Annotated in this window: 29 protein-coding genes; all 29 read left to right on the top strand. The window is 44.6% G+C overall.

What is annotated here, in order from left to right; all coding sequences use genetic code 11:
- Window positions 1-116 precede the first annotated feature (116 nt).
- Window positions 117-1,220 carry a stage III sporulation protein AA gene (gene spoIIIAA / locus JL57_RS30815; RefSeq protein WP_034145693.1) on the top strand — a complete coding sequence of 368 codons (1,104 nt, stop codon included), beginning with the start codon at window positions 117-119 and terminating at the stop codon, window positions 1,218-1,220.
- The gene (locus JL57_RS30810; protein WP_034145692.1) at window positions 1,193-1,702 is read left to right on the top strand and encodes a stage III sporulation protein AB; all 510 of its coding nucleotides are present in this window, start codon (window positions 1,193-1,195) and stop codon (window positions 1,700-1,702) included. Before spoIIIAA ends, JL57_RS30810 begins: the two co-directional genes overlap by 28 nt.
- A 20-nt stretch (window positions 1,703-1,722) precedes the next feature.
- Entirely contained in the window at window positions 1,723-1,920 is a 198-nt protein-coding gene (gene spoIIIAC, locus JL57_RS30805) for a stage III sporulation protein AC (protein ID WP_034145691.1), read from the top strand.
- Between the two features lie 11 nt (window positions 1,921-1,931).
- Window positions 1,932-2,318 carry a stage III sporulation protein AD gene (spoIIIAD, locus tag JL57_RS30800; protein WP_034145690.1) on the top strand — a complete coding sequence of 129 codons (387 nt, stop codon included), beginning with the start codon at window positions 1,932-1,934 and terminating at the stop codon, window positions 2,316-2,318.
- A gap of 10 nt (window positions 2,319-2,328) precedes the next feature.
- A complete protein-coding gene (gene spoIIIAE, locus JL57_RS30795; protein ID WP_034145689.1) occupies window positions 2,329-3,501 on the top strand; it encodes a stage III sporulation protein AE in 1,173 nt (390 codons plus the stop codon).
- A gap of 13 nt (window positions 3,502-3,514) precedes the next feature.
- Window positions 3,515-4,096: a stage III sporulation protein AF gene (locus JL57_RS30790; RefSeq protein ID WP_034145688.1), complete on the top strand. Its 582-nt coding sequence runs from the start codon at window positions 3,515-3,517 to the stop codon at window positions 4,094-4,096.
- Between the two features lie 35 nt (window positions 4,097-4,131).
- Window positions 4,132-4,695 (top strand): stage III sporulation protein AH, encoded by a 564-nt coding sequence (locus JL57_RS30785; RefSeq protein ID WP_034145687.1) that lies wholly within the window; start codon window positions 4,132-4,134, stop codon window positions 4,693-4,695.
- Entirely contained in the window at window positions 4,695-5,273 is a 579-nt protein-coding gene (locus JL57_RS30780) for a SpoIIIAH-like family protein (protein ID WP_034145686.1), read from the top strand. Before JL57_RS30785 ends, JL57_RS30780 begins: the two co-directional genes overlap by 1 nt.
- A 161-nt stretch (window positions 5,274-5,434) precedes the next feature.
- Window positions 5,435-5,794 (top strand): response regulator, encoded by a 360-nt coding sequence (locus JL57_RS30775; protein ID WP_034145685.1) that lies wholly within the window; start codon window positions 5,435-5,437, stop codon window positions 5,792-5,794.
- 256 nt (window positions 5,795-6,050) lie between these two features.
- Window positions 6,051-7,937 carry an acetyl-CoA carboxylase biotin carboxyl carrier protein gene (accB, locus tag JL57_RS30770; protein ID WP_034145684.1) on the top strand — a complete coding sequence of 629 codons (1,887 nt, stop codon included), beginning with the start codon at window positions 6,051-6,053 and terminating at the stop codon, window positions 7,935-7,937.
- A gap of 12 nt (window positions 7,938-7,949) precedes the next feature.
- Window positions 7,950-9,296: an acetyl-CoA carboxylase biotin carboxylase subunit gene (accC, locus tag JL57_RS30765; RefSeq protein ID WP_034145683.1), complete on the top strand. Its 1,347-nt coding sequence runs from the start codon at window positions 7,950-7,952 to the stop codon at window positions 9,294-9,296.
- 286 nt (window positions 9,297-9,582) lie between these two features.
- Entirely contained in the window at window positions 9,583-9,978 is a 396-nt protein-coding gene (locus JL57_RS30760) for an Asp23/Gls24 family envelope stress response protein (protein WP_034145682.1), read from the top strand.
- A 51-nt stretch (window positions 9,979-10,029) separates the two neighbouring features.
- On the top strand, window positions 10,030-10,545 hold the full coding sequence (amaP, locus tag JL57_RS30755) for an alkaline shock response membrane anchor protein AmaP (RefSeq protein WP_034145681.1): 516 nt from the start codon (window positions 10,030-10,032) through the stop codon (window positions 10,543-10,545).
- A 32-nt stretch (window positions 10,546-10,577) separates the two neighbouring features.
- Window positions 10,578-10,790: a DUF2273 domain-containing protein gene (locus JL57_RS30750; RefSeq protein ID WP_366557141.1), complete on the top strand. Its 213-nt coding sequence runs from the start codon at window positions 10,578-10,580 to the stop codon at window positions 10,788-10,790.
- A gap of 72 nt (window positions 10,791-10,862) precedes the next feature.
- On the top strand, window positions 10,863-11,294 hold the full coding sequence (gene nusB, locus JL57_RS30745; RefSeq protein ID WP_034145679.1) for a transcription antitermination factor NusB: 432 nt from the start codon (window positions 10,863-10,865) through the stop codon (window positions 11,292-11,294).
- A 271-nt stretch (window positions 11,295-11,565) separates the two neighbouring features.
- A complete protein-coding gene (locus JL57_RS30740; RefSeq protein ID WP_034145678.1) occupies window positions 11,566-12,408 on the top strand; it encodes a sulfide/dihydroorotate dehydrogenase-like FAD/NAD-binding protein in 843 nt (280 codons plus the stop codon).
- Window positions 12,408-13,820, top strand: coding sequence for an NADPH-dependent glutamate synthase (gltA, locus tag JL57_RS30735; protein WP_034145677.1), 1,413 nt, complete (start codon window positions 12,408-12,410; stop codon window positions 13,818-13,820). Before JL57_RS30740 ends, gltA begins: the two co-directional genes overlap by 1 nt.
- Before the next feature lie 13 nt (window positions 13,821-13,833).
- Window positions 13,834-14,685: a bifunctional 5,10-methylenetetrahydrofolate dehydrogenase/5,10-methenyltetrahydrofolate cyclohydrolase gene (locus tag JL57_RS30730; protein ID WP_034145676.1), complete on the top strand. Its 852-nt coding sequence runs from the start codon at window positions 13,834-13,836 to the stop codon at window positions 14,683-14,685.
- Complete coding sequence (locus JL57_RS30725; protein ID WP_034145675.1) at window positions 14,685-15,320, top strand: cyclodeaminase/cyclohydrolase family protein; 636 nt, start codon at window positions 14,685-14,687, stop codon at window positions 15,318-15,320. The genes JL57_RS30730 and JL57_RS30725 overlap by 1 nt, the downstream gene beginning before the upstream one ends.
- A gap of 220 nt (window positions 15,321-15,540) precedes the next feature.
- Entirely contained in the window at window positions 15,541-16,743 is a 1,203-nt protein-coding gene (xseA, locus tag JL57_RS30720) for an exodeoxyribonuclease VII large subunit (protein WP_034145674.1), read from the top strand.
- A 4-nt stretch (window positions 16,744-16,747) separates the two neighbouring features.
- The gene (xseB, locus tag JL57_RS30715; RefSeq protein ID WP_366557140.1) at window positions 16,748-17,092 is read left to right on the top strand and encodes an exodeoxyribonuclease VII small subunit; all 345 of its coding nucleotides are present in this window, start codon (window positions 16,748-16,750) and stop codon (window positions 17,090-17,092) included.
- Window positions 17,093-17,097: 5 nt separating this feature from the next.
- Window positions 17,098-17,964, top strand: coding sequence for a polyprenyl synthetase family protein (locus JL57_RS30710; RefSeq protein ID WP_034145673.1), 867 nt, complete (start codon window positions 17,098-17,100; stop codon window positions 17,962-17,964).
- A gap of 14 nt (window positions 17,965-17,978) precedes the next feature.
- Window positions 17,979-18,419 carry a divergent PAP2 family protein gene (locus JL57_RS30705; protein ID WP_034145672.1) on the top strand — a complete coding sequence of 147 codons (441 nt, stop codon included), beginning with the start codon at window positions 17,979-17,981 and terminating at the stop codon, window positions 18,417-18,419.
- 44 nt (window positions 18,420-18,463) lie between these two features.
- Window positions 18,464-20,350 carry a 1-deoxy-D-xylulose-5-phosphate synthase gene (dxs, locus tag JL57_RS30700; RefSeq protein WP_034145671.1) on the top strand — a complete coding sequence of 629 codons (1,887 nt, stop codon included), beginning with the start codon at window positions 18,464-18,466 and terminating at the stop codon, window positions 20,348-20,350.
- 32 nt (window positions 20,351-20,382) lie between these two features.
- The gene (locus tag JL57_RS30695) at window positions 20,383-21,192 is read left to right on the top strand and encodes a TlyA family RNA methyltransferase (RefSeq protein ID WP_034145670.1); all 810 of its coding nucleotides are present in this window, start codon (window positions 20,383-20,385) and stop codon (window positions 21,190-21,192) included.
- Window positions 21,193-21,196: 4 nt separating this feature from the next.
- Window positions 21,197-22,015 carry an NAD(+)/NADH kinase gene (locus tag JL57_RS30690; RefSeq protein ID WP_034145669.1) on the top strand — a complete coding sequence of 273 codons (819 nt, stop codon included), beginning with the start codon at window positions 21,197-21,199 and terminating at the stop codon, window positions 22,013-22,015.
- Window positions 22,016-22,155: 140 nt separating this feature from the next.
- Window positions 22,156-22,608: an arginine repressor gene (gene argR / locus JL57_RS30685; protein WP_034145668.1), complete on the top strand. Its 453-nt coding sequence runs from the start codon at window positions 22,156-22,158 to the stop codon at window positions 22,606-22,608.
- A gap of 10 nt (window positions 22,609-22,618) precedes the next feature.
- On the top strand, window positions 22,619-24,289 hold the full coding sequence (gene recN, locus JL57_RS30680; RefSeq protein ID WP_034145667.1) for a DNA repair protein RecN: 1,671 nt from the start codon (window positions 22,619-22,621) through the stop codon (window positions 24,287-24,289).
- 464 nt (window positions 24,290-24,753) lie between these two features.
- The coding region (gene spoIVB / locus JL57_RS30675) for a SpoIVB peptidase (protein ID WP_034145724.1) at window positions 24,754-25,895 on the top strand (1,142 nt) is incomplete at its 3' end.

The raw sequence follows: 25,895 nt of genomic DNA, 5'->3' as shown, positions 1-25,895 counted from the left end.
GGAATACCCACCGGCGTAGGATGTGCGAAGGTGCTAAGCCTCTTCCTTCACTTTTTTTCCGAACGATGTCTAAAATTAGAAAGCTGGACATACCTTCTATCAAGGGGGGCAATAAGGTGTCGCTACATTACAAACTATCTGTCGTTCAAGCACCGAAACTGATGCACAATAAGCCTGCTATGTTAGCTAAGTCTTTGACTCCTCAAGCGAAGGAGAGCTATTCTGAGCCGAATCAAAGTGCGGTGTTATGGCTGGATATCTCTAGATGGTTTAGTGAGGGGATTCGTTCGATTTTAAGCAAGATAAACGATGTAGGCTTTCAAGAGGTTGAAGAGCTCCGCTTGAGGATTGGTCAGCCACTCTTGCTTCGAACGTCAGACAAGGACTGCTTTATTAATCAGGAAGGTAGGGTAACGAGTCCGGATAAGGCTTATTGGGTGAATCGGGAAGATCTTGTCGGTACTTTAGAACGGATGACCCATAGCTCGGTTTACGCTGCCGAAGAAGATCTTAAACAGGGTTTTTTGACTCTTCCTGGAGGGAACCGGGTTGGGGTAACCGGAGAGGCAGTCTTACAACACGGAAAAATTCAGACGATGAAGCATGTATCTTCCTTGAATATTCGTATTGCTCGAGATATGAAAGGAAGAGGTTTAAAGATTTTGCCCTTACTTTTAGGTGCTGACGGAAAAGTATGTCATACACTCTTGATTTCTCCTCCCCGTGCTGGTAAAACAACCCTCTTACGGGATTTGATTCGTTTAATTAGTAACGGTGTTCCTCACTTGGGATTAAATGGACAGACTGTTGGAGTTGTAGACGAACGAGGCGAGCTTGCTGGGATGTGGCAAGGGGTACCGACCTACGACTTAGGATATCGTACGGACGTTTTAGATCGGTGCCCAAAAGCTTCCGGGATGAGCATGGTGGTTCGCTCTATGGCGCCTCAAGTTATGGCCATGGATGAGCTTGGTCATACAGACGATGTCTCCGCCCTGTTGGATGCTTTACGCACGGGAGTACAAATCCTAAGCACGGCCCATGCCAGCTCATTAGAAGAAGCACAAAACAGGCCGGTTCTGGCTGATTTGCTGAATCAAGGAGTGTTTGAACGTTTGGTCGTCTTGAGTAGGCAGAATGGACCAGGAACCATTAAGGGAGTTTATAATCTTAAAACTGGGAGGATCCTGCAATGCTCATCCTCGGTTGTATTGTCCTGATCGCCGGTTGTGGTTCTTCTGGTCTGTGGTTGGCTAATCGAATCAGGCGGCGACCGTCCGAATTGCGAGAGCTTTTAATGGCCTTGGCTCTTTTAGACACAGAAATTGTTTGGGGGGCAACCCCTTTGCCAGAGGCCTTTGGGATTGTGAAGGAACGAACGGATACGCCTTGGCAAGAATTTTATAAGGAACTTCAGGATCGTTTGCAGCGGGGAGAGTCAGCAGGTATTGCTTGGAAAGAGACAATATTGGCTCAAAAAGCTAATTTCTGTTTAAAGCCAGAAGATTGGCAAGTGATTCGTGATGTTGGGAAGGGCTTAGGTCGATCAGATCGTACCGAGCAACATAAACAATTAGAACTTGTCTTACGTCAACTTACAATGATCAAGGAACAAGCAGATGTTTGGTCCGTTAAACAAGCTAAAATGTGGTCCTATTTAGGCTTTCTGGGTGGGATCGCAGGAGTGCTCATTCTGATTTAAGCAGGGGAGGAGTCGGGAAGATGAGCTTCAATCTAATCATTACCGTCGCTGGAATTGGAATTCTAGTCGGAATATTGGCAACCGTACTTACTCAATCCGGGCGCAGTGAAATGGCACAGGGTGTTACAATTATGGGCGTTATTGTGGTTCTCTATATCGTAGTTCAGTCGATTGCGGAATTATTTACACTGGTTAAGAGTGTTTTCAACCTTTATTAGGGGGCTAAAGCGTGGAGATATGGCAAATCGTAGGACTAGCCCTGATTGTTACAATTATGAGTGTTGTTCTCAAGCAGATTCGACCAGAAATTGCCTTGCAACTTACGATTCTCGCAGGAGCCTCAATCTTTATCATTATTTTAAGTAAAATCAAAGTTATTGTTGACTTACTTCAAACTCTTGCTGATCAAGCTAATATCAGTTCCTATTATTTACTGATAATTTTAAAGATTGTGGGGGTGGCTTATTTAGCAGAGTTCGGTGCTCAGATCTGCCGTGACGCTGGAGAGAACTCGTTGGCAACCAAAATCGAGCTGGCAGCTAAGGTTGGGGTTATCGTCTTAGCGATCCCTATTATTGTAGCCATTACAGAGTCGCTGGTACGACTCGTTCCGTGAGGTGATGTGTTTGCGGAGATTCTTCCTAAGTTTAGTCTTATTAATCATCTTGTTGAGTGGGACAACTTCTCCGGTCTATGCTGAAGAGGCGGCATCTCCAAGCGCTGGAAAGGTAGAATTATCCCAAAAGGTCGATCTGAGTCAAATGAGAGGTTTTTTGGACCAACTGGATGGAGATGTTCAGAAGGCAATGCCAGGTTTTTCTCTAGTGCGCATGTTTGAAGATCTTAAGAGTGGAAAACTGAGTTTGCGACCGGAAAACATCGGACAAACGTTATTAACGCTCCTGGGCCATCAAGTTTTAGGAACGGCTCCCTTAATTGGCAAGCTACTCATTTTGGCAGTATTAGGGGCAGTTTTAGGTCAACTTCAAGTTGCGTTTGGTGGAAGCGTGGGAAAAACTGCTCAAGTGATGACGTATTTAGTGCTTTTGAGTTTAGCCATTACCTCATTTAGGGAGGCTTTGACCGTCGCTACGGGGGCAATTGATCAAATGGTCGGTCTCATGCAGACGATCTTCCCGGTTATCCTAACCTTATTAATCACGATGGGGAATCTGACCAGCGCTGCACTTTTTAAACCTCTGATTATGGGTAGCCTGACTGTGTTAGCTACGCTCATCAAAACCACTATTTTACCGCTATTTTTTCTCGCTGCCGTCCTTAAACTTCTCAATAATATCTCAGAACAGTTTAAACTTAGCAAGCTCGCTGGACTTTTCGAATTTGCAGGGAAACTTTGCTTGGGAGTTATCATGACAGTCTTTATCGGAGTCATGACTGTTCAAGGGGTAACCGGAGGGGTTGCGGATAGTGTAGTTTTTCGTACCGCCAAGTATTCAGCAGATCTTATTCCTGTCGTGGGCAAATTTTTTAAAGACGCCGTTGAATTAGTGATCACGTCTGGGTTACTGCTCAAAAATGCCGTTGGAATTATTGCCTTAATAGCTATTATCATCATCTGCTTAGGTCCTTTAGTTAAGATTCTAGCGATGATCTTCGTTTTTCGGATCTCTGCAGCCTTGATTGAACCTCTCGGTGAAAAGGCCCTTGCGGAAAGTCTACAGGATATGTCAAAAAGTTTAATTTTAGTTTTGGTCACTGTCTCGTCAGTGGCGATCATGTTTTTTATGTCCGTCGCCGTGGTCGTTGGCACGGGAACTTTTTCGGTGATGTTGCACTAAGGAGGAGACCATTGTGCAGACGTTGCAAACACTCGTACGTAATTTGGCTGTGATTCTACTCTTGGCCACATTTCTAGAAATGCTCCTGCCCAATAAATCAATGCGTGGTTTTGTCCAAATGGTCATGGGATTGTTCGTGATATCGGCAGTTCTTGCCCCTATTACTACATTCTTACATACCCCATTATCCCTGGAGATTCCTGCTTGGACGGCCACAACCCCTCAGGAGTTACCCGCGCTAGCTTTAGAAGGTCAAGGGGTTAAAGTTGGTCGGGATGCTATCCAAGAGCAATACCGCCTGATTTTGATCAACCAGATCAAAGCACTGGCCTTGAGCACACAAGGAATCGAAACGGCGGAGGTCAATGTTGAATTTGAGGAGGGAGCGGGAGGGTTTACTGATCAGCCAAATATTACTAAGGTTGAGGTTATCTTAACAGCCACTAAGGATGAGATTAAAACTGTGCAACCCATTATTATCGAAAGATCTACTTCGTCTGTGAAAACTCAGTCTCAGAGAGCGGAAGAAGTTCAAGTGCGCATAGCCACATTTATGAACTTGTCTAAAGAGCTAGTTTTTGTTCATGAAAGTTAGAAAAAAGAAAGTGCTTGAAAGGAGGAAGAGGATACGTGAATTGGATGAGGCAGATTTCATCAGATAAAATATTGGTTGGGTTAGTGGCCGTCATTGTTGTTGGAATGTCTTTTATTTACCTTGGCAAAGGACCCGTGGACCCTGCTCAAAGTATGCAAGCTAAATCCGACCAAACCAACGTTCCAGTCACGAGTACTAAAATTGGCATGTTAGAAAAGGAATTAGAAAGTAAACTCCAAACAAATATTTTAATGATGACTGGGGTAGGTAAAGTTCAAGTTTCGGTAAGCTTTATGACAGGACTAAGAAATGAGTATGCGCGGAATAATAACGTGACGAAAAGAACCAATAAAGAAACCGACAAGACTGGTGGAACCCGAGAAACGACGGAAATTACCGAGAATAACCAAGTAGTTATGCCCAGCGGTTCCTCTCAACCAGTTATGGTGCTGGAGGATCGTCCAGAGATTGCGGGTGTTTTGGTGATTGCTGAAGGAGCAAGGGATCCAAAGGTGAGAGAGGGGATTCATTCAGCGGTGCAAACGCTCTTGAATATTCCGAGCGCGAGAATCACTGTTGTTCCCATGGGTGAAGGATAATGGCTTTTCCAAACAAGAAACGATCACCTATTATATTTGTAGGGCATAAATCTTGGTTATGGATCGCCAGCCTAGTCGGATTGGCAGTTATCATGGGGATTATAGGAATTAAGTCAACAACCGCTGAGCCAAAAGCTTATTTTTCAAGCCAAGTGGATTTTTGGGTAAATGCACCAGTGGAGGGGCCTGGAATTCAATTTCAAGTTGAAATGGTTAAGCAAAGCGATTCAGGAGAAAACTATTTCGTAAATTATCGTTTGAAGCGAGAACAGTTTCGTCAAGAAGCTAAAGCTATGCTCTCTGAATTGCTAAATTCAAGTGTGGAAAAAAGTAAGGCCCAAGCGCAAGAAAAATGGCTGGAACTTAGTACGAAAATACAACGAGAAAGCGAAATAGAGAACCTCCTAAAAATAAAGGGGTTTCAGGATGCTGTGGTAGATGTTTTTCAGGATAGCGTTACGGTGATCGTTTATGCTCAAATGCTAACCCCAAATGAAGTGAATCTTATTCAAGAGATTGTTGTACGAGTAACGAATGTTCGCTTAGATAAGATTACTGTAACGGCAAAAAATAGCTAAGCTTAAGCAGCGCTTGGAGCCAGCCGAGTTTCTATAAAAGTATTGTATAAATCTTGCAGGAATATGGAGATATCAGCGCGAATTGACTAATAATAGTGGTGGGACTAAAATAACAGTTGAATAGGACGAAAGACCCAATCGAGAGGGCGAGGAACACGGTAATGAACAAAATTCTTATTGCAGATGACGCAAGTTTCATGCGCTTGATGATTACACAGATTCTTGCCCGCAAGGATTTGAGGAACACTATAGAAGCCGAAGATGGGCGGCAGGCTGTAGAACGGTTTAAATCTGATCATCCAGACTTGACACTCATGGATATTACTATGCCGGAACTGAATGGGTTGGATGCGCTTAAAGAGATTCTAGAAATCAATCCCTTAGCCAAAGTGATTATTTGTAGTGCAGTTGCCAATGAAAGTATGGTTGTTGAAGCTTTGAAACTAGGTGCTGTCGACTTTTTGGCAAAACCTTTTCGACCTGATGAACTCATACGGACGGTACAAAAACACCTCACTTAGTGATTGAACATCTTTAACTCACTAAGTAATCCGAAGCCGTTGCCTGTAAGGTGATGGCTTTTTTGCTATAGGGGTGACCTAATGTGGGTTTAATACAGTGAATTTACGGATAATATATTGTATACTTAAACTCACTTCGTTGAAAAAGGCAAACTACCCTCATATAATGATACATGTATGTTATGGTGATTCACTTGATAATTGGCTGTTGTAGGTCTATAAAATTATTGAGAGACAATAGAGAGGGGTGAAGGCTATGATACCAGTTAAGATTACGGATACAACTTTGAGGGACGCGCATCAAAGCCTTTGGGCCACTCGGATGCGTACTGAAGACATGGTGCCAATCCTTGCTGACATGGATGATATGGGATTCTTCTCCATGGAAGTGTGGGGAGGAGCTACTTTTGATGTCTGTATGCGCTTCTTAGGTGAGGATCCTTGGGAACGTTTAAGAGAGATCAAACGACATGTCCATAAAACTCCTTTGCAAATGCTCTTAAGAGCCCAGTCTTTAGTCGGATATCAACATTATCCCGATGATGTAGTACGGGAATTTGTTGCGCTCAGTGTTAAGAATGGGATTGACATCATTCGAATTTTTGATTCCTTGAATGATGTGCGAAATATGGTTGTGCCTATGCAAGCGGCCAAAATGGCAGGTGCCCATGTTCAGGCGTCCGTGGTTTATACAATAAGTCCGGTTCACACGACAAAACACTATTTGGAAACAGCCACTGCCTTAGCTGATCTTGGAGCTGATTCCCTCTGTATTAAAGATATGGCCGGCTTGTTGACGCCGTTTAAGGCTTACGAATTGGTTTCCTTATTGAAAAAGGAATTAGGGATTATGATCCATTTGCACAGCCATTATATTGGCGGAATGGCTGTAGGGACTTATTTGAAGGCTGTCGAAGCAGGGGCAGATGTCATAGATACAGCCAGTGTTCCTTTAGCCTTTGGGGCCAGTCAACCTCCTGTCGAAACAGTGGTACGGGCTTTTCAAGACACTGGCTATGATTCGGGCTTGAGTTTACGTAAATTATTCCGTATCGCAAAGTATTTTGAATCACTGCGTAAGAGTCGAGGCTTTGAACGGGGGATCACCCGGATTTCGGATATGAGGGTTTTTGAACACCAGGTTCCTGGGGGTATGATCTCTAACCTTGTTTCCCAATTGGAAGAACAAGGTGCCTTGGAGCGAATACACGAGGTGTTGGAGGAGATCCCAAAAGTTAGAGCGGAATTAGGGTTTCCACCTTTGGTCACACCTACAAGTCAAATCGTTGGAACCCAAGCGGTATTAAATGTCTTGAGCGGGTCAAGATATAAGTTAATACCAGGGGAAGTGAAGGCCTATGTGCGGGGGTTATATGGACGTCCTCCAGCTCCAATTAATACTGATATTCAAAAGAAAATTATTGGGGACGAAGAACCTATGACGGTTCGTCCGGCTGATAAATTAGAACCTGGACTGCCAAAAGCCGTGAAAGATAGTGAGGGTTTAACTCGTTCTCCTGAAGATGTCATCAGTTATGCACTATTCCCCCAAATAGCTAAAAAGTTTTTTGAAGAGCGAAACCAAGGCGTTAGAGCGAAAGAAGAACTGAAGAACGTAGAAGAAACAAAGACAACCTGGTTGTCTAAGGAGGATCCGAATTTGAACTTGCAAGAAATTAAAGAATTAATCCAGATCATTGATGCAACCGAAATTAGTGAATTAAATCTTGAAAGTGATGGTGTCAAAATATCCATCCGCAAAGGACCAAGTATGGTCGCTAGTGTTCCAGTCACCGCTACTGCGCGACAAGAACATAGGGCGTTGGTTGCAGCAGATTCTGTTCAAGTCTCTCCGAGTGTTGAAGCAGAGACAGCTAAAGCTCCAGAACCTGTGGTTAAAGCAAATACTGAAATAATCTCAGCTCCCATGGTGGGGACCTTTTATAGCTCACAGTCTCCAGATGCAGAGGCTTTTATAAAAGTTGGCCAAATGGTTGAAGTAGGGCAAACAGTATGTATTGTGGAGGCCATGAAACTGATGAATGAGATTGAGTCGGAATTCAAAGGCAAAGTGATCCAAATTCTTGTCGAAAACGGGCAGCCCGTAGAATATGGGCAACCGTTATTCGTCATTGAAAAATAAGGAGAAGAGAGCATGTTTAAAAAAATCCTGATCGCGAATCGTGGAGAAATTGCCTTGCGCATCATTCGGGCATGTCGCGAGCTTGAGATTGAGACGGTCGCAGTTTTTTCAGAGGGAGATCGGGAGGCTCTGCACGTTAAAGCCGCTGACGAAGCAGTCTGCATCGGTCCTGTAGCAAGTGCCAAGAGTTACCTAAATATCCCGAACATTATCAGTGCAGCTGAATTGACCGGTGTTGATGCAATTCATCCTGGCTATGGTTTTTTATCCGAGAACGCTCGATTTGCTGAGATATGTGAATCATGTGGAATCGCTTTTATTGGCCCATCCCCACATGTCATTGAAACCATGGGAGACAAGGCTACGGCAAGAAAAACAATGATTGAGTGTGGCGTTCCTGTAGTGCCCGGTTCCAAAGATATTATTGAAGATGAAGAGACAGCCGCTGCAGTTGCTAAAGAAATTGGGTATCCGGTGTTAATCAAAGCCTCAGCAGGTGGCGGTGGCAAGGGAATGCGGGTTGCCCAAAATTCTAAAGAATTAAGCAAATCGATTCAAGCAGCCCAAAACGAGGCTCAGGCTTCCTTTGGCAACGCTGAGGTTTATCTAGAGAAATACGTTGAAGAACCTCGACACATTGAGATTCAAATCCTAGGAGATAACTATGGGAATGTAGTTCATCTGGGAGAACGAGATTGTTCTTTACAGCGTCGTCACCAAAAACTATTAGAAGAATCTCCTTCAAGTGCTTTAACTCCCGAGTTAAGAGCGGAAATGGGTGAGATGGCGGTCAAAGCAGCTAAGTCAGCGAATTATTCGAACGCCGGAACCATTGAGTTTTTGTTGGATCGTCACGGCAAATTTTATTTTATTGAAATGAACACACGCATCCAGGTTGAGCATCCTGTCACTGAGCTAGTAACTGGCATTGACTTAGTCAAAGAACAAATTCGCTTAGCGGCCGGAGAACCATTGGGGTATACTCAAGAGGATATTCAGCTGCGAGGTTGGGCAATAGAATGTAGGATAAACGCCGAAAATCCAGAGAAGAATTTTATGCCTTCACCCGGACTGATTACAAGCTATCATGTTCCTGGGGGCCCTGGAGTTCGAGTTGACAGTGCGGCGTACCAAGGATATATGGTTTCGCCCTACTATGACTCAATGGTCGGAAAACTGATTGTTTGGGGCGCCACCAGGCAGGAGGCCATAGCACGTATGAAGCGAGCCCTTGAGGAATTCGTGATTGAAGGGATCCATACTACAATTCCCTTCCACTTGGTCGTCTTGGAAAATGCCTTCTACCGACGTGGAGAAGTCTACACAAATTTTATTCAGCGCCGAATTTTAGGTGAGTAAAATTCGTGGTTCGATATTCGATATTCGATGTTCGAAGTACGAACCTGAACCTTGAAAATAATAGTCTTTGCTACATCAGGCTAAATTTGGTATAATAACAACGTTATATTGGATATAGAAAACTTCCTCAGCGGAGTTTTTCAAGGGCTGCGTCGAAAGTTTAAGCAGTACTTATCCAAGGCAAATGTGTGATGGTGTAATACGATGCGGTGTTCGATGTTTGATATGTTTAATATTTTCGACATTCGAACCACGAACATCGAACATCGATTTAGGGGGTGAGTGCATGGAAAGTTTAGGAACGGATAATTCCCTCGGGTCTATACGAATTGCTGATGAGGTTGTTGAGGTTATCGCCGGTTTAGCAGCTTCTGAAGTAGAAGGTGTAGTTGGAATGAGTGGGGGTCTTGTGGGAGATCTTGCACACATGTTAGGGAGAAATAAAAACCTAACCAAAGGGGTTAAGGTTGAAGTCGGGGAACATGAGGTAGCGGTAGATCTCTATATCGTCGTTGAGTATGGTGTATCGATACCTGATGTCGCTTTAAGCGTGCAGGAATCAGTGAAGGAAGCCATAGAAAGCATGACTGGGCTCAAGGTTGTGGAAGCAAATGTACATATACAAGGGGTAAATTTTAAACCAGTTTCTGAAATCAAAGAAGAAGATCTTCGTCTGAAGTAGAGTTGGCCCCCCCTGGAAATGCCAGGGGGGGTTTTAAAAGGGGGGCGACAAATGTTGGCCTACGTTTTAGGACTCCTTCTGATCCTTGGCGCGCTATGGATATTAGCCATCGCCACGGGGTGGGGGCTTCCTTATTTTCTAATAGCTGAAGGGCTTGAATGGTTAAAGGTCAACCCTTGGGAAAGTACTGTTGTGGCGGGGGTTTTACTCTTGCTGGGATTACTATTATTTATGCGACCGCGCGAAAGTACAGTTCGTGCGTTTCGAACCCCTGCCAAAGGAGGGGATGTTCGAATTTCTCAGGAAGCCTTGCAGGAGATTATTCTGCGCAGTACCACTGCCTTGCCAGGTGTGATTGCGGTTCAATCTAGTTTGAGTGAGCGTGAAACAGGACTTGAAATTATTGTTTTTTGCCAATTTGAACAAGGAGTTCTCATTCCCCAGACCTCTGGAGAGCTTCAAACGAAGGTTAAGCAGGATGTCGAACTTTATACTGGAATTCCAGTTTCAGAGGTGAAAGTGTTGGTACGTCGTCTACAAAAGACGCGTTCAGCACGCGTCCGATGAGTGAGTTCTGGTCGAAAATTGGAAACAAGCTTATGAATTTTTTGGTTTGGGCCATTGACAATCATCCGGGCAAATTTATCGGAACAGCTATCGGGTCTTTAGTGGGGTTATTATTTGTCACGCTTGGTTTTTGGCAGACCCTAGTCTTAGTGCTGTTTGCTACCGTGGGATTCATCATTGGCAAACGCCAGGATGATCATAAAGATATCTCAACTTGGCTAGAAAGAATTTTGAATAAGTATTAAGTATTCGAGGATACTGATGATGACTTACTATTCGTAGTTTTGAATGAAATTTATTGGGGAGGGGAATTATCCTTGAGTCGAAGATTAGCCCGTGAAACGGCATTGCAAGTGCTTTTTCAAAGGGACCTGACTAAAGAACCGCTGCTGACAGCGCAAGAAGTCCAGCGTTGGGCTGAGGAATTTGAGGTTCCTGAGCCCAGCAGAGCCTTTGCTCAACAACTTGTCGAAGGTACGATTGAACATCTCCCTGAAATCGATCAAAAGATTGCTTCATTTACCCAAGATTGGTCTCTTAGCCGCATGGCGAATGTGGATCGGAATGTAATGCGCTTGGCTACCTATGAGGTGCTTTTCTGTTCGGACATACCAGGCCGAGTTAGTCTTAACGAAGCGATTGAATTAGCAAAGCGCTTTGGTGGAGAGGAATCGGCAAAATTCGTGAACGGAATTTTAGATCGAATTGTGGATAGTGTCACGAAATCTGAACGAAAAGGTTCCGATTAAAGCTAACTTGTAAAAAACATGAGTTCTTAGTTTTTGTGCATACAATATTAGTTGTTCTTTGTTTTCTGAATAGTCTGATAACCATAAGAAGTGAAAAACAATAACTAGAGTTTGGCGCTTCTTATTATATTTAGATCTAAAAGTTAGTTACTTAATAGTTTATTCTGTATTTTTTTTATTTTACAGTAGAAGCTTTGAAGGAAAACGTATAAACATCTCGAATAAACTAACAAGTATGAGAGAAATTATATTCACATTGAGGAGGAGTTAAATGTACCGCGTCGTTAGAAAAAGACTACTAGCAACGGGCATTGCTTTGCTAGATGTCGATGCACCGGCTGTGGCCGCGAAAGTGGAGCCAGGCCAATTTGTGATTGTCAGAGTTGATGAGTCGGGTGAGCGCATACCGCTTACTGTGATGGACTTTGATCGGGAAAAGGGTACAATCACGATCGTTATTCAAGATGTGGGATACTCATCAGCAATCATTACGCGCATGAATGAGGGGTCTGAATTCCTAGATTTCGTCGGACCCTTAGGAGTTGCCTCTGAAGTTGAAAACCATGGTACTGTAGTGTGTATTGGAGGGGGCCTTGGCATTGCTCCGATTTTCCCAATCGCACGGGCCCTTAAAGAAGCAGGTAATCATGTGATTTCTGTTTTAGGATCCCGCAGTGCGGATCTGCTAATTCTCGAAGAAGAAATGCGTGCTGTCAGTAGCGAAGTTGTTATTGCCACGAACGACGGAAGTTTAGGGGTTAAGGGTTTTGTAACAGATGGACTTGCACAAGTTTTGGCTCAAGGACATGATGTGAAAGTTATTTGGGCAATTGGTCCCATGGTCATGATGAAGGCCGTCGTGGAATATACTCGTCCTTTGGGTATCAAAACGATTGTCAGCATGAATCCAATCATGGTGGATGGAACAGGTATGTGCGGAGCTTGTCGGATCAGTGTCGGTAATGAAACTAAATTTGCCTGTGTCGATGGACCGGAATTCGATGGGCACTTGGTGGATTTTGATTTAGCGATCAAGCGTTTAGCTTATTTTAAAGACGAAGAAAATCGGGCCAAAGCTCGGCTGGAATGTGATCATGAAGGGGGGCATCATTAATGGCAGAGAAAGTGGAGAGCACAAAAAAAGTCAAAATTCCGCGTCATGAAATGCCTTGCCAAGATCCTCTGGTTAGGGCACATAATTTTGAAGAAGTGGCTTTAGGATACACTCATGAAACGGCGATAGAGGAAGCAAAACGATGCTTGCAATGTAAAAAGCCGTTATGCATGGCGGGCTGCCCTGTCGAAGTACTCATTCCTGATTTCATCAAGCAAATTGCTGAAGGGGATTTCCAAGAAGCGGGTAGGGTCCTGAAAATTAAAAATTCCTTGCCGGCTGTTTGTGGACGGGTTTGTCCTCAGGAATCCCAATGTGAAAGTAAATGTATTCTGGGAATCAAAGGGGAGTCTGTAGCAATTGGACGACTTGAGCGTTTTGCAGCGGATTTTGGCATGAAGTCAGAAGAAGCAGAGTTCGAGAAACCAGTACAAAGCGGTAAACGTGTCGCTATCATCGGAGCAGGACCTGCTGGTTTAGCGTGTGCCGGGGATTTAGCGAAAGCTGGTCATATGGTGACAATTTTAGAAGCACTGCATGTTGCCGGGGGGGTTCTGATGTATGGAATTCCTCAGTTCCGTTTGCCAAAGGAGATTGTGCAGACTGAGATTACAAACCTCAAAAAAATGGGGGTAGAAATACTCACGAATCAAGTGGTGGGTAAAGTCACGTCTGTGGATGAACTTATGGAAAATGGCTATGATGCCGTATTTATCGGTACTGGTGCTGGACTGCCGTACTTTATGGATGTTCCGGGATTAAATCTCAACGGAGTCTATTCTGCCAATGAATTCTTAACCCGTACTAATTTGATGAAGGGTTATAAGTTCCCTGAGTATGCTACTCCTGTAAAAGTTGGCAAGAATGTTGCTGTTCTCGGTGCAGGGAACGTTGCGATGGACTCTGCTCGTACAGCTTTACGTTTAGGCGCAGAAAATGTTTATATTGTCTATCGAAGGTCCCGTGATGAAATGCCCGCAAGGAAAGAAGAACTTGAACACGCAGAAGAAGAAGGCATTCAATTCCGGTTGTTAACCAATCCTGTTTCCATTGATGGAGATGAGCGCGGTTGGGTTACAGGCTTGACTTGTCTACGTTATGAACTAGGAGAACCAGACGCTTCAGGTAGGCGTTCGCCAGTGGCTATTCCGGGGTCTGAATTTGAGATCCCTATGGATACTGTCGTCGTGGCCATTGGACAAGGCCCGAACCCCTTGGTAACAACCTCTACTCCTGGTTTGGAATTGAACAAGCGAGGGAACATTGTTGTAAATTCTGAAACGATGATGACCTCGAAGCCTGGTGTTTTTGCGGGTGGAGATATTGTAACGGGTGCTGCTACAGTTATTTTGGCAATGGGTGCTGGAAAAGTAGCTGCAGCAGGCATTGATCAATATCTTAAATCAAAATAAAGGAGTGTGTCGATTGTCCCAACTATTAGATGGTAAAGCGGTCTCCAAAATCCTAAAAGAAGAAATTCGCGAGGAAATTGCACAGTGGAGTGCTAAAGGAGTGCAACCTAAACTTTCGGTAATCTTAGTAGGAGATGACCCAGCATCTGTGGTATATGCACGTTCAAAGCAGAAAGTCTGTGAAGGAATAGGAATGGCTTTCGAACTCTTCACCATGCCAGGCTCAACTCCTGAAGCAGATGTCTTGGCACGCATTGAAAGCCTTAATAATGATCAGGATGTTCACGGTATCATGATTGAACTCCCGCTGCCTAAAGGAATGAGCAAAGAAAAGATTATGGCTGCCGTCCGTCCAGATAAGGACGTAGACGGAGTTCATCCCATTAATCGTGGCTACATTTTAAGCGGCGAGGAAGGGCTTTTCCCTGCCACTCCACAGAGCTGTATCGAGCTGCTTCTGCGTTCGGGAGTCGAAATTTCTGGGAAGCATGTGGTTATTGTTGGACGGGGAGAAACCGTTGGCAAACCGTTAGTTTTCTTAATTCTTAAGCACAATGCAACAGTGACTATTTGTCACTCCAAAACACCTGATTTAGGGGCATTCACCCGTCAAGCTGATATTTTGATTGCTGCTGTGGGTCGTGCTAAGTTAATCAAAAAGGATATGGTTAAAGCAGGCGCGATCGTCGTCGATGCCGGCATTAACGAAATTCCAGAGGGAATCTGTGGAGACGTTGATTTCCAGGCAGTTCAAGAAGTGGCCTCATTAATTTCTCCAGTTCCAGGTGGAGTCGGTTCCCTAACCACCGCCTTAATTATGCGCAATGTTCTCAAAGGAATCGTTCTGCAGGGGGGAGCGCGTTAATGGATACGAATAAGATTTGGGAGTGGACAACGGAAGAGTTTTTGACGGTGTCGGCCAGTTCTTCACCAACACCAGGCGGTGGCAGTGTTTCCGCCTATGTTGGAGCACTAGCGGCGTCGATGACCTGTATGGTGGCCAACCTCACAGTTGGTAAAGAAAAGTATAAAGAAGTTGAACCTGAAGTAAAAGAGATTTTGGCTGAGGCGGAAACAGTCTTAGGTTTGTTAAAGACTGGTTTAAGTCAGGATATCGCTGAGTTCTCCAATTTTATGGATGTTCTAAAATTACCAAAAGGCACGGACGAGGAAAAAGCTGTACGCACTGAGAAAATGCAAGCGGTCTTAGTCTCGGCGACAGATACTCCCCTCGGGATTTCCCAAAACTGCTTTAGAGTATTGCAATTGGCTCAGAAACTAGCTCCCATCGGGAACAAAGGTGCCATCAGTGATGTTGGCGTATCCGCTTATTTAGCAGAGAGTGCGCTCAAGTCTGCTATGCTCAGCGTCGATATTAACCTTCCTGGAATTAAAGACGCAGGATATCAAGAGCGAGTTAAAGCTGAACGTGCTCGACTCTTCGAACAAGCCGCTATTATTTGTGCTGAGACCGTAGCAGTTGTGCAGAGTCGAATGTAAACTCGTGGTTCGTGGTTCGAACCTTGGACTTTGAACATAGGATATCGAACGTCAAATAAGGGGTGAGGAAAAATATTTCCTTGCCTCTTATTTCTATTTTCCTTCAAAGCCCCCCCCCGCCTAACTCGTGGTTCGGACTTCGAACATCGATCATCGAATATCGAATATCGATTAGCTCCCCACTTTTCTTTATGTTATGATAGGCATTGAGGTGAAGTTTGTGCCAAAGATATGGACGGTATCTGAGATCGTCAGCCAGATTGGCTGGGTTCTACAGGACCGAGTGGATCTGCAAAATTGTTGGATCAGTGGTGAACTTTCCAACTATAAAAACCATCGCGCCTCCGGTCATTGGTATTTTACCCTAAAAGACGAGTCGTCAAGTCTTAAGGCGGTGATGTTTAAAAGCCGATCTGAACGCGTGCGTTTTGTCCCATCGGATGGCTTAAAAGTGATGATTCGCGGAAATATCCGTATGTACGAGCGCGAAGGCACGATTCAATTCTATGCAGAAGAGATGGAACCGAGTGGATTAGGCCAACTTTACTTAGCGTTTGAGCAACTTAAAATAAAGCTTGCTGGGGAAGGGCTATTCGATCCCCTTCGCAAAAAAAAGATCCCTCGTTATCCTCAACGAATTGGGATCGTTACGAGTCCGACGGGAGCGGCGATTCGAGATATTTTAAACATTATGGAACGTCGGCATCCCAAGATGTCTTGGGTCTTAGCGCCTGCAGCCGTACAGGGAGAAGCAGCGCCTCGAGAAGTGGCTCAGGCGATCGCCCGACTTAACCGCTCTAGGACAGTGGATGTTATCATTGTCGGTCGAGGTGGGGGATCACTGGAAGAGTTGTGGGCTTTTAATACTGAAGTAGTGGCCCGCGCCATTGCCGAGTCGGTGATACCCGTTATTTCTGCAGTAGGACACGAAACGGATGTGACCATCGCAGACTATGTGGCAGACCTGCGTGCGCCAACTCCTTCAGCTGCCGCTGAGCTGTCTGTGCCTATTTTGCAGGATTTGCAGTCTCAAGTCAACCAACTCTGTGTTCAACTTCAAAGCGCAATGGGAACCCTAATCGAGGGAAAACGTCAGACTCTGGAAAGGATCTCTAATAAGGGGCCACTTAAAGATCCCTTATGGCGAATTGATCAAAACCGGCAACGCTTGGATACACTACAGATGCGCCTTCAGGAAGGCATGACTAGATTTGTGGCGGATAAAAATGGTATACTAAACCTATTCGCTGCCAAGCTGAACCTCCTGAGTCCCTTGGCTATCTTAGGTCGAGGATACTCTTTGACTTATGATCAAACAGGGAACCTCCTGCGTTCAGTGGAGCAGGTTGAGTGTCATCAGCAGATACGGGTTCGCCTAGGAGAAGGAAGTTTGCGCTGCGAAGTGTTAGAGAAGGAGTTTTAAATCCATGAGCAAAGACAAATGGCTCGATGACCTCTTTAATGAACCCTCAGAGGAAATAGTTCTCAAAGAGGTACTGGTCTTTGAGGAAACGCCGACAGATAGCAAAGGGCAGGAAGTTGAAGCCCTAACCTTGGAGAAAGGGCTTCAAAATTTAGAAATAATCGTTAAGACTCTTGAACAAAAGGACCTTCCCTTGGAAAAAGCCTTAAGCCTATTCAAGGAGGGGGTTGGCCTTGTTCAGTATTGTTCTAATGTTTTGGATCTAGCGGAAAAACAGATGGAAATTCTGCTTGAAGGTCCAGACGGAAAGTTGCAGATAAGACCTGCCAGTTTTGATATGGAAGGATGAACCGCGTGTTTAAGGAAACCTTTCAACGCTATCTCAGCATGATTGAACAAACCCTCGCTCAATTACCCTGGGAAAAGGATGTCTTGAATCAAAGCATGTACTATTCCTTGATTGGGGGAGGTAAACGGATTCGACCTGTTTTAGCATTAGCTTCTGCAGAGGCTGTGGGCAGTAATCCAGAAAGCATAGTACCTGCTGCTATCGCGCTGGAACTCATTCATACATACTCCCTAATTCACGATGATTTACCGGCCATGGATAATGATGACTATCGGAGGGGAAGATTATCCAATCATAAGGTTTTCGGAGAGGCCAACGCCATTCTTGCTGGTGACGCGTTATTAACCTATGCTTTTGAATTATTGGCTAATCCTAAACTCGGTCAACCTGAGAGGCAGCTGAGAGTTATTCGAGAAGTTGCGCTTGCCGCCGGAAAAGTCGGGATGGTTGGCGGGCAGGTAGCGGATGTTGCTGCTGAAGGAAAATCCCTAACCTTACTCGAGATTGAAGAGATTCATAAAGCTAAGACAGGTGCTTTACTCACGGCTTCTGCACGGCTTGGCGGGATTTTGGCTGGGGGCACGGAGGATCAGCTTAAGGCCTTGACTAGCTATGCTCAGGCCTTGGGGTTAGCGTTTCAAATTAAAGATGATATCTTAGATGTGGTCGGAGATAGTGATACTCTCGGGAAACCAGCCGGCAGTGATCTGCGTCAGAATAAGGCGACTTACGTTTCTTTACTAGGACTAGAGGGGGCAGAGTACCAGCTGCATGCCCAAATTAAAGAAGCGTTGTCCGCTTTGCAGCCCTTTGGCGAAGCAGCGAGCTTCCTAAAGGAACTAGCCTATTATATTGAACAACGTAAACATTAAAAAGAGGGTCATTTATGAGTATTATCCCAGGGATTTTAAATAATGCCATTCTAATTTCTGCAGTGACAGCTTGGTTGATAGCCCAGTTGCTCAAGGTTGCAGTGAATTTCATATTGTTAAGAAAACTCAATTTTCAAATGATCATCAGTTCAGGTGGTTTCCCAAGCTCTCACTCCGCGACGGTGAGTGCTTTAGCATTAGGAATTGGAAAATACTATGGCTGTGATTCACCCATCTTTGCGGTTGCAGCTGTTTTTGGTATGATTGTTCTTTATGATGCGGCTGGGGTACGACGTGCAGCGGGTAAACAGGCAGAAGTCTTAAATCAATTAATTGAACGCTTGTACCATGGACCTGTCCCTGCTCAAGAAAAGTTAAAGGAATTAATAGGCCACACACCCTTAGAGGTCTTCGGAGGTGTGATGGTAGGGCTTATAGTAGGGTTCTTAATCTAGTGAATTGGGATTGACTGGACCTAAAAAATGAGGGGGCAAAAAGGATGGGGCTACTCGGGACAATTCATGAGCCAAAGGTCTTGCGCTCGTTAGATTTGACCGAGCTAAAGACTTTGGCGCAAGAAATTCGGCAAGAAATGATTGACGTGGTCTCCAAAAATGGAGGGCATTTGGCGCCAAACCTTGGAGTTGTAGAACTTACCTTGGCTTTACACCGAATATTTGATAGCCCTTACGACAAGATCGTCTGGGATGTTGGTCATCAGACTTATGTGCATAAGCTATTAACAGGCCGTTTGGATCGTTTTAAAACCATTCGTAAATATCAGGGCTTGTCTGGTTTTCCAAAACGGGCGGAGAGCACCCATGATTGTTTTGAAACGGGGCATTCCAGTACATCCATTTCTGCCGCTGTTGGGTTTGCCAAGGCCCGAGATGTTCTTCGGGAGAGCCACCATGTAGTGGCTGTGATCGGAGATGGGGCAATGACGGGTGGCATGGCCTATGAGGCTTTGAACCATGCGGGACATAGTGAAACAAATTTAATCGTGGTTCTGAATGATAACGAAATGTCAATTTCCCCCAATGTTGGGGCCATGTCGACCTACCTTAATCGATTAAGGACAGACCCGCTCTATGATAAACGGAAAGAAGACCTGGAGTATCTCCTAAAACGAATACCGGGTATTGGCACAAAAGTTGCAAAATTGGCGGCTAAAGCAAAAGATAGTTTAAAATATTTGCTGGTTCCAGGTCTTATCTTCGAGGAATTGGGCTTCACTTATTTAGGACCGATTAATGGACATGATCAAGCCTTGCTTGAAGAGGTACTTGATCAAGCTAAAAATAAAAAGGGACCCGTTCTGGTCCACGTCTTAACTCATAAGGGCAAAGGGTACAAACCTGCAGAAGAAAATCCAGATATCTTTCATGGTGTAGGCCCGTTTGAACCAGAGACTGGCAAGGTGACGAAAAAAATTGCACCTCCGACTTACACGGCGGTCTTTGGAGACACCCTTTGTACACTGGCCTGCCAAGATTCGAAGATTGTTGCTATCACAGCTGCTATGCCGAGCGGAACCGGGCTTAATAGTTTTGCCAAGCAATTTCCAGAACGTTTTTTTGATGTGGGAATCGCGGAACAACATGCCGTAACCTTTGCGGCGGGCTTGGCATTTGGGGGACTAAAACCTGTAGTAGCGATTTATTCCACGTTTTATCAGCGAGCCTATGACCAAGTGCTCCATGATGTCTGTTTACAGCAGGCCAATGTAGTCTTAGCGATCGATCGAGCTGGAGTTGTCGGGGATGACGGCCCCACGCATCACGGAGTCTTTGATATTTCCATGTTTAGAATTATTCCGAACCTGATTTTTATGGCACCCAAAGATGAAAACGAGTTACGTCACATGCTCTATACTGCACTACAACAAAGTGGTCCAGTGGCCTTGCGTTACCCAAGGTCAGTCGGTCAAGGGGTGACCTTGGATGAGACGTTAAAGCTTCTGACCATTGGCAAAGCTGAGGTATTGAGGGACGGACGGGATGTGACCTTGATAGGGGTGGGCCCCTTAGTCCAGATCTGTTTACTTGCGGCTCAGGAATTGCGACACCAGGGTGTGGAGGCTGCGGTCATTAACTTACGTTATATTAATCCGCTCGATCGGGAAGTCCTTGCTCACTATGCGCACCTAACAAAAAAATTCATCACCGTCGAAGACCATTCCCTCAAGGGCGGGATGGGAAGTTCTATTCTAGAATTCCTTGAAGAAGAAGGAATCGATGAAGTAACGGTTGAACGGCTAGGCTATCCAGGATTCGTGGATCAAGGGTCGATTCCCCAACTCTTCATGGCCCATGGACTGTCTGTTAAAGGTATAATGCAAGCTGCTGAACGCTTGCAATTGTTTCGTCGTGCGGCGCAATCCTAGGAAGGTTCTTAAAGGCAAAAGGAAGGGATACAGTGGCTAAAGGAAAAGAACGCATTGATATTTTAATGGTCAAAAATGGATTGGCTTCTAGTCGTGAGAAGGCGAAGGCAACAATCATGGCGGGGATCGTGTTTGTTGAGGGTCAGCGAGTGGACAAACCTGGCACTGAATTGCCGGAGAACTCTCTGATTGAACTGAAAGGAGAAATCCTGCCGTTTGTATCACGGGGAGGATTAAAACTCGCTAAAGCGGTGCAAGCCTTCCATATTCCGTTTAAAGATCAAGTCGTAGCTGATATTGGTTCTTCAACTGGAGGCTTTACCGATTGTGCCTTGCAAAATGGAGCAAAACGAGTCTACGCTGTTGATGTCGGATATGGACAGTTGGACTGGAAACTCCGGACAGACCCTCGTGTAGTCTCCATGGAACGGGTGAATGCCCGCTATCTTAATCAAGATTCCCTTCCGGAAAAGGTGGATTGGGTCGTTTCAGACGTAGCATTTATCTCAATTACCAAGATCTTTCCAGCAATGATTGCTATTCTTAAAGACGATGGGCAAGTTATGTCTCTAGTTAAGCCACAATTTGAAGCAGGACGAGAGCATGTCGGGAAAAAAGGCGTCGTTAAAGATGAGAATGTTCATAAACAGGTCTTGAAAACTGTCCTCAGTGAGGCGGAAAAGCTGGGCTTTCATGTCTTAGGTTTAGACTATTCGCCGATTCGAGGTCCTGAAGGAAATATCGAGTATTTAGCTTGGCTGGGATTACAAGCTGAATTGAGCATAGATTGGCATAAAGAGCTAGAACGAGTGGTTCACGCTGCTCGGAAAGAGACGGAATAACCGGATGGATAAAATCGTTGGTTTATGGCGTAATATGACCAAACCAGAGACTCTGACGCTGGCTGAACGCATAAATGATTGGTTTCTAGCCCGGGGGTGGGTTGTTTTAACTGAATGGGAAGATATAATTAGGCAGCAAGCCCAATTTCTTATTTCCTTAGGTGGCGATGGAACTCTTCTTCAAGCAGCTCGAGAAAGTGCATCGTTTGGAATTCCTGTCTTAGGAGTCAACTTTGGACGTTTAGGATTTCTCTGTGAAATAGAGCGGGAAGACGTTTTCGGAGCCTTGGAAAAGATCTTGAATCAAGACTATAAAATTCAAGAGCGTTTGATGTTGAATGCAGTTGTTAATCGGGTAGGTACGGATAATATCTCTCATCTAGTTTTAAATGATGTTGTTTTTTCGAGGGAGAGTAAGGATGGGATAATAACTCTCCAAGTACACCTTTCTGGAGAACTCTCCGTGAGTTATCCAGCCGATGGTTTGATAATTTCGACTCCGACCGGTTCTACAGCTTATTCGCTTTCGGCAGGAGGGCCAATCGTCAGCCCGGATGTTCAAGCAATTTTGCTGACCCCTCTAGCTGCACATTCCCTGTCCGCTCGTCCCATAGTAGTTTCTGAAAAGGAAGAGATTCGTATTCTCCTTGCTAATGGCGAGAAATGTATGGTGACATTTGATGGCCGCCAAAGCGAGATGATCTATTCAGGTGAAACCGTGATTATCGAGACGGATCCAATCAAGGCCTTGTTAATTCGTTTAGGAAGCAGAAGTTTCCCCCAAGTGGTTCGAGAAAAACTGAGAGACCGTTGGCATGAGTAGAATTCGAGGCACGAGATTCGAGATTCGAGGTACGAGCAGGAACGGTTACGCTAGGTACGAGGTAGGGGTAGTTTGCGCTATACGGGAGTTTTCGAATTTCGAACATCGAACATCGAACTTCGAGTAAAGGGAGGCAAGTGATGAAAGCACGTCGTCAGATGAAGGTACAAGAAATAATCACCAGAGAAATCATTCATACCCAAGAGGATCTGGCAGAAAGACTGCGCCTTGCTGGGTTTAATGTCACTCAGGCAACGGTATCTAGAGATATTAAGGAAATGGGTCTGATTAAAGTGCCTAGTGCTGGTGAAGATTATCGTTATGCAGTTCCCACTGAGGCTCATCCCACTAACCTTCAAGATCGCTTAAAGCGTTTGCTGCGGGAAACCATGGTTTCCATAAATGACACAGAAAGTCTTATTGTAATTCGGACCATTCCCGGGAATGCTCATGCCTTAGCAGCAGTCGTGGATAATAGCAATTGGGAAGAGCTCATAGGTACGATAGCTGGAGATGATACGATTCTGCTAGTTATAAAACCAAAAGAGGCAGTACCAACAGTTTTAGACAGGATTAGCACCTTGCTCGGATAGGAGGGACGTCATGCTAACGGAGTTGTACGTAGAGAATTTTGGGTTGATGGAATCTGTGCGTTTAAAGTTTGATCGAGGTTTGACGGTATTTACGGGAGAAACTGGCGCAGGAAAATCCATGCTGATTGACGCTCTAGGGGTTCTTTTAGGTGGACGAGCTAGTGCGGATTTAATACGGCACGAAGAGGCTCAGGCTCGAATTGAAGGGGTGTTAGAAGATCTGACCTCAGAATACACCCTGAGGCTTGAGGAAGCAGGATATCCGATGGAAGAGGGCCAACTTTTTCTCTATCGTGAAATAAACTCCTCGGGAAGAAATGTCTGTCGTGTTCAAGGTCGCACAATCCCGCTGACTCTCTACCGTTCATTGTGTGAAGGGCTCGTAGATATACATGGGCAAATCGAACATTTGTCCCTCTTCCGGGCTGAAACTCATCGGGATCTATTAGATGCTTTAGGTGGAGTTCAAGACGATGTTGACCAGGTCAATGAAGCCGCTAAAGCCTATCAAGCATTGATCCGCAAAGAGCAGGAGTTGTCCATTTCAGTCGAGCAACGCCAAAAGCGTGAGGAAATCTTGAGGTACCAAATCGAAGAAATAGAACAGGTTAACCCTATCCCGGGGGAAGAAGAAGAACTTAACCAGGAAAAGAAACGGCTTAATAATGCAGAACGCATCACCAGTTTGATTTCTGAAGCCTTTACCGCCCTTTATGAGGGTTCTACTAGAGGGTACGCTGCCTGTGATCTTTTAGGACAGACTCGAAAAATACTCCAAGAACTGGCCCGATTGGACGAGACATTTGATGTAATCGAGCAAATTGAGTCCCTTTATTATGCAGCGGAGGACTTAGCTGAACAGATCAGAACGTATCGTGATAGCTTAGAGTTTGAGCCAGGAAGGCTTGATCAAATCGAGAGACGACTTATCGAGTTGACTAAGCTCAGAAAATACGGTCTAGAAGTGGAAGCTATTCTGGAAAAACGCTTGAACATGATTCAAGAGTTAGACAAAATTACCCACGTTCAGGAGCAATTTGAAACCCTACATAAACAGCAAAAATCGACCCTTAAAGCGTATGACAAAGTTGCCAAGCAACTCAGTCAGAAGCGACTGGAAATTGCTCAGCGAATCGAACAAGGTCTGGCCCTTGAACTGTCAGATTTGGGCTTAGAGAGAAGTCGGTTTGAAGTACGCTTCATACCTAATGTAGGACCTACGGTAGGAGGGGCTGAGAGGATTGAATTTTACTTTTCTGCCAATCTCGGTGAACCCCCTAAACCCTTAGCAAAAGTTGCCTCCGGAGGAGAGATGTCTCGTTTAATGTTGGCGTTAAAAAGTCTCTTAGCTAAGGTAGAGCCGGTAGGGACGTTTATTTTTGATGAGGTAGATAGTGGGGTCGGCGGTAGGACGATCCATAAAGTCGGAGAAAAGCTGGCTAAAATCGCCAGCGACAAACAAGTTTTCTGTATCACTCATGCAGCCCAAGTCGCTGCTTTTGCAGATGTTCATTATGGCATTCTCAAAGAAGTTAACGGTACTAGAACACGGACCAGGGTTGACCTTCTTACGGAATCCGATCGTATTGAGGAACTTGCCCGCATGCTGGGGGGCGGGGAAATCGAGATTACTCGTAAACATGCCCAGGAGTTATGGCAGCGATCGGGACGACATCAGTAACGACACCTTGCCATCCATGGCGATGTTCTAACCTTAAACATCCTTGTTTGAGTCATGGTTGTGTTCTAAACTCAAACACCCTTGTTTGAGTCATGGCGGTGTTCTCATCTCGACCATCCTTCTTCGAGTCATGGCTACAGGGACAATCGGCCTCCGCCGGCGTCTGAAGGCTTGCCAAGCATGGTTTTTCTATAAAATTTCGAAGTCATAATGATCTGCTTTAAATATTTTTGGTTATCTTAAGATGGACGAAGACTGCACAATTTATTATGCAGTCTTTTTCTTTTGTCTGTTTTGCCAATGTTTTAGAAAATAGGAACTGATTTTACAGGATGAAAGACTATAGATTTGGATAATTTAACGTTAGATTCAATTTAAAAAATTTCACTTCACTTATTATAGGACGCTCTAAAAAGAGGAAAGGGAAGAAAAATGGGGAGAATAGAGTGGAGGATGATAAGAGAGTGAAAAAAAGAAGCATCTTACTACTAATCAGTCTCTTGTGTTGTACCTTCCTACAATTATTAGTTGAATTGCCTGAACTTCATAAAGCAGAGATTAGTCATACTGAACCTAAATTTAGAGGCATTTGGTCAAATATCATAAAAATTGAGAAGGTCCCCTCTAATCAAATCGTTTCTGTGGCCACAGGATTATCCCGTTCCCAAATGTCTGAGAAATTAGAAATTGCCTACAAATTATTTGGGATTTTTCCCTTAAGGACTAGCGAAATACAAGTGATGAGTCCTGTAAAATTAATTCCAGGTGGACATTCTATTGGAGTTACCTTACAAACTAAAGGAGTCATGGTAGTAGGTCAAGCCCCGGTCGTTGACAAGAATGGAAAAAAAACGTTCCCAGCTAAAGAAGCAGGTATTGAAGTTGGAGATATTCTCCTAAAAGTCAATAATCAAGAAGTTCGAACAGATCAAGAGGTTTCTAATGCAGTCAATTTAGCGGGTGAAAAAAATGGAAGCGCGAACGTGTTATTTAAACATCAGGATCAAATCATAGAAAAAAGTGTTAATCCAATTTATTGTTCGGAAACAGGTCGATATCGTATGGGTTTATTTGTTCGTGATGAAGCAGCAGGTGTGGGTACTCTTTCTTTTTTTGACCCTGTTTCGAAACAATACGGAGCACTTGGGCACGTGATTACTGATGCGGACACCAATCAGAAAATTGAAGTCTATAATGGTAAAATAATAGCCTCGACGATTTATGCCATCGAAAAGGGGAAACGTGGGCATCCAGGCGAAAAAATAGGTTCGTTTATTTCTAATTCGATCTTCAGTGGAACTATTGAAAAAAATACCCTGACCGGGATTTTTGGAACGATGAGCGGTCAAATTGAAAACTCCTTTTTCAAAGAAGCTATTCCAGTCGGCTGGGAATCTGAGATTAAAGTTGGTCCGGCCAAGATTTATACGGTGGTACAAGGAGAAAAAATTGAGGAATTTGAGGTCAACATTGATCGTGTCATGCACAATCGAACCGATAGCAAAAACATGATCGTTCGTGTTACCGACCCTAGGCTGCTAGATATAACAGGCGGTATTATCCAAGGAATGAGTGGTAGTCCCATAATTCAGGACGGCAAACTTAT

This window comes from Desulfosporosinus sp. BICA1-9 (assembly GCF_000802135.1).
The sequence above is the reverse complement of the archived record's forward strand: the minus strand, read 5'-3'. Positions and strand labels throughout refer to the sequence as shown.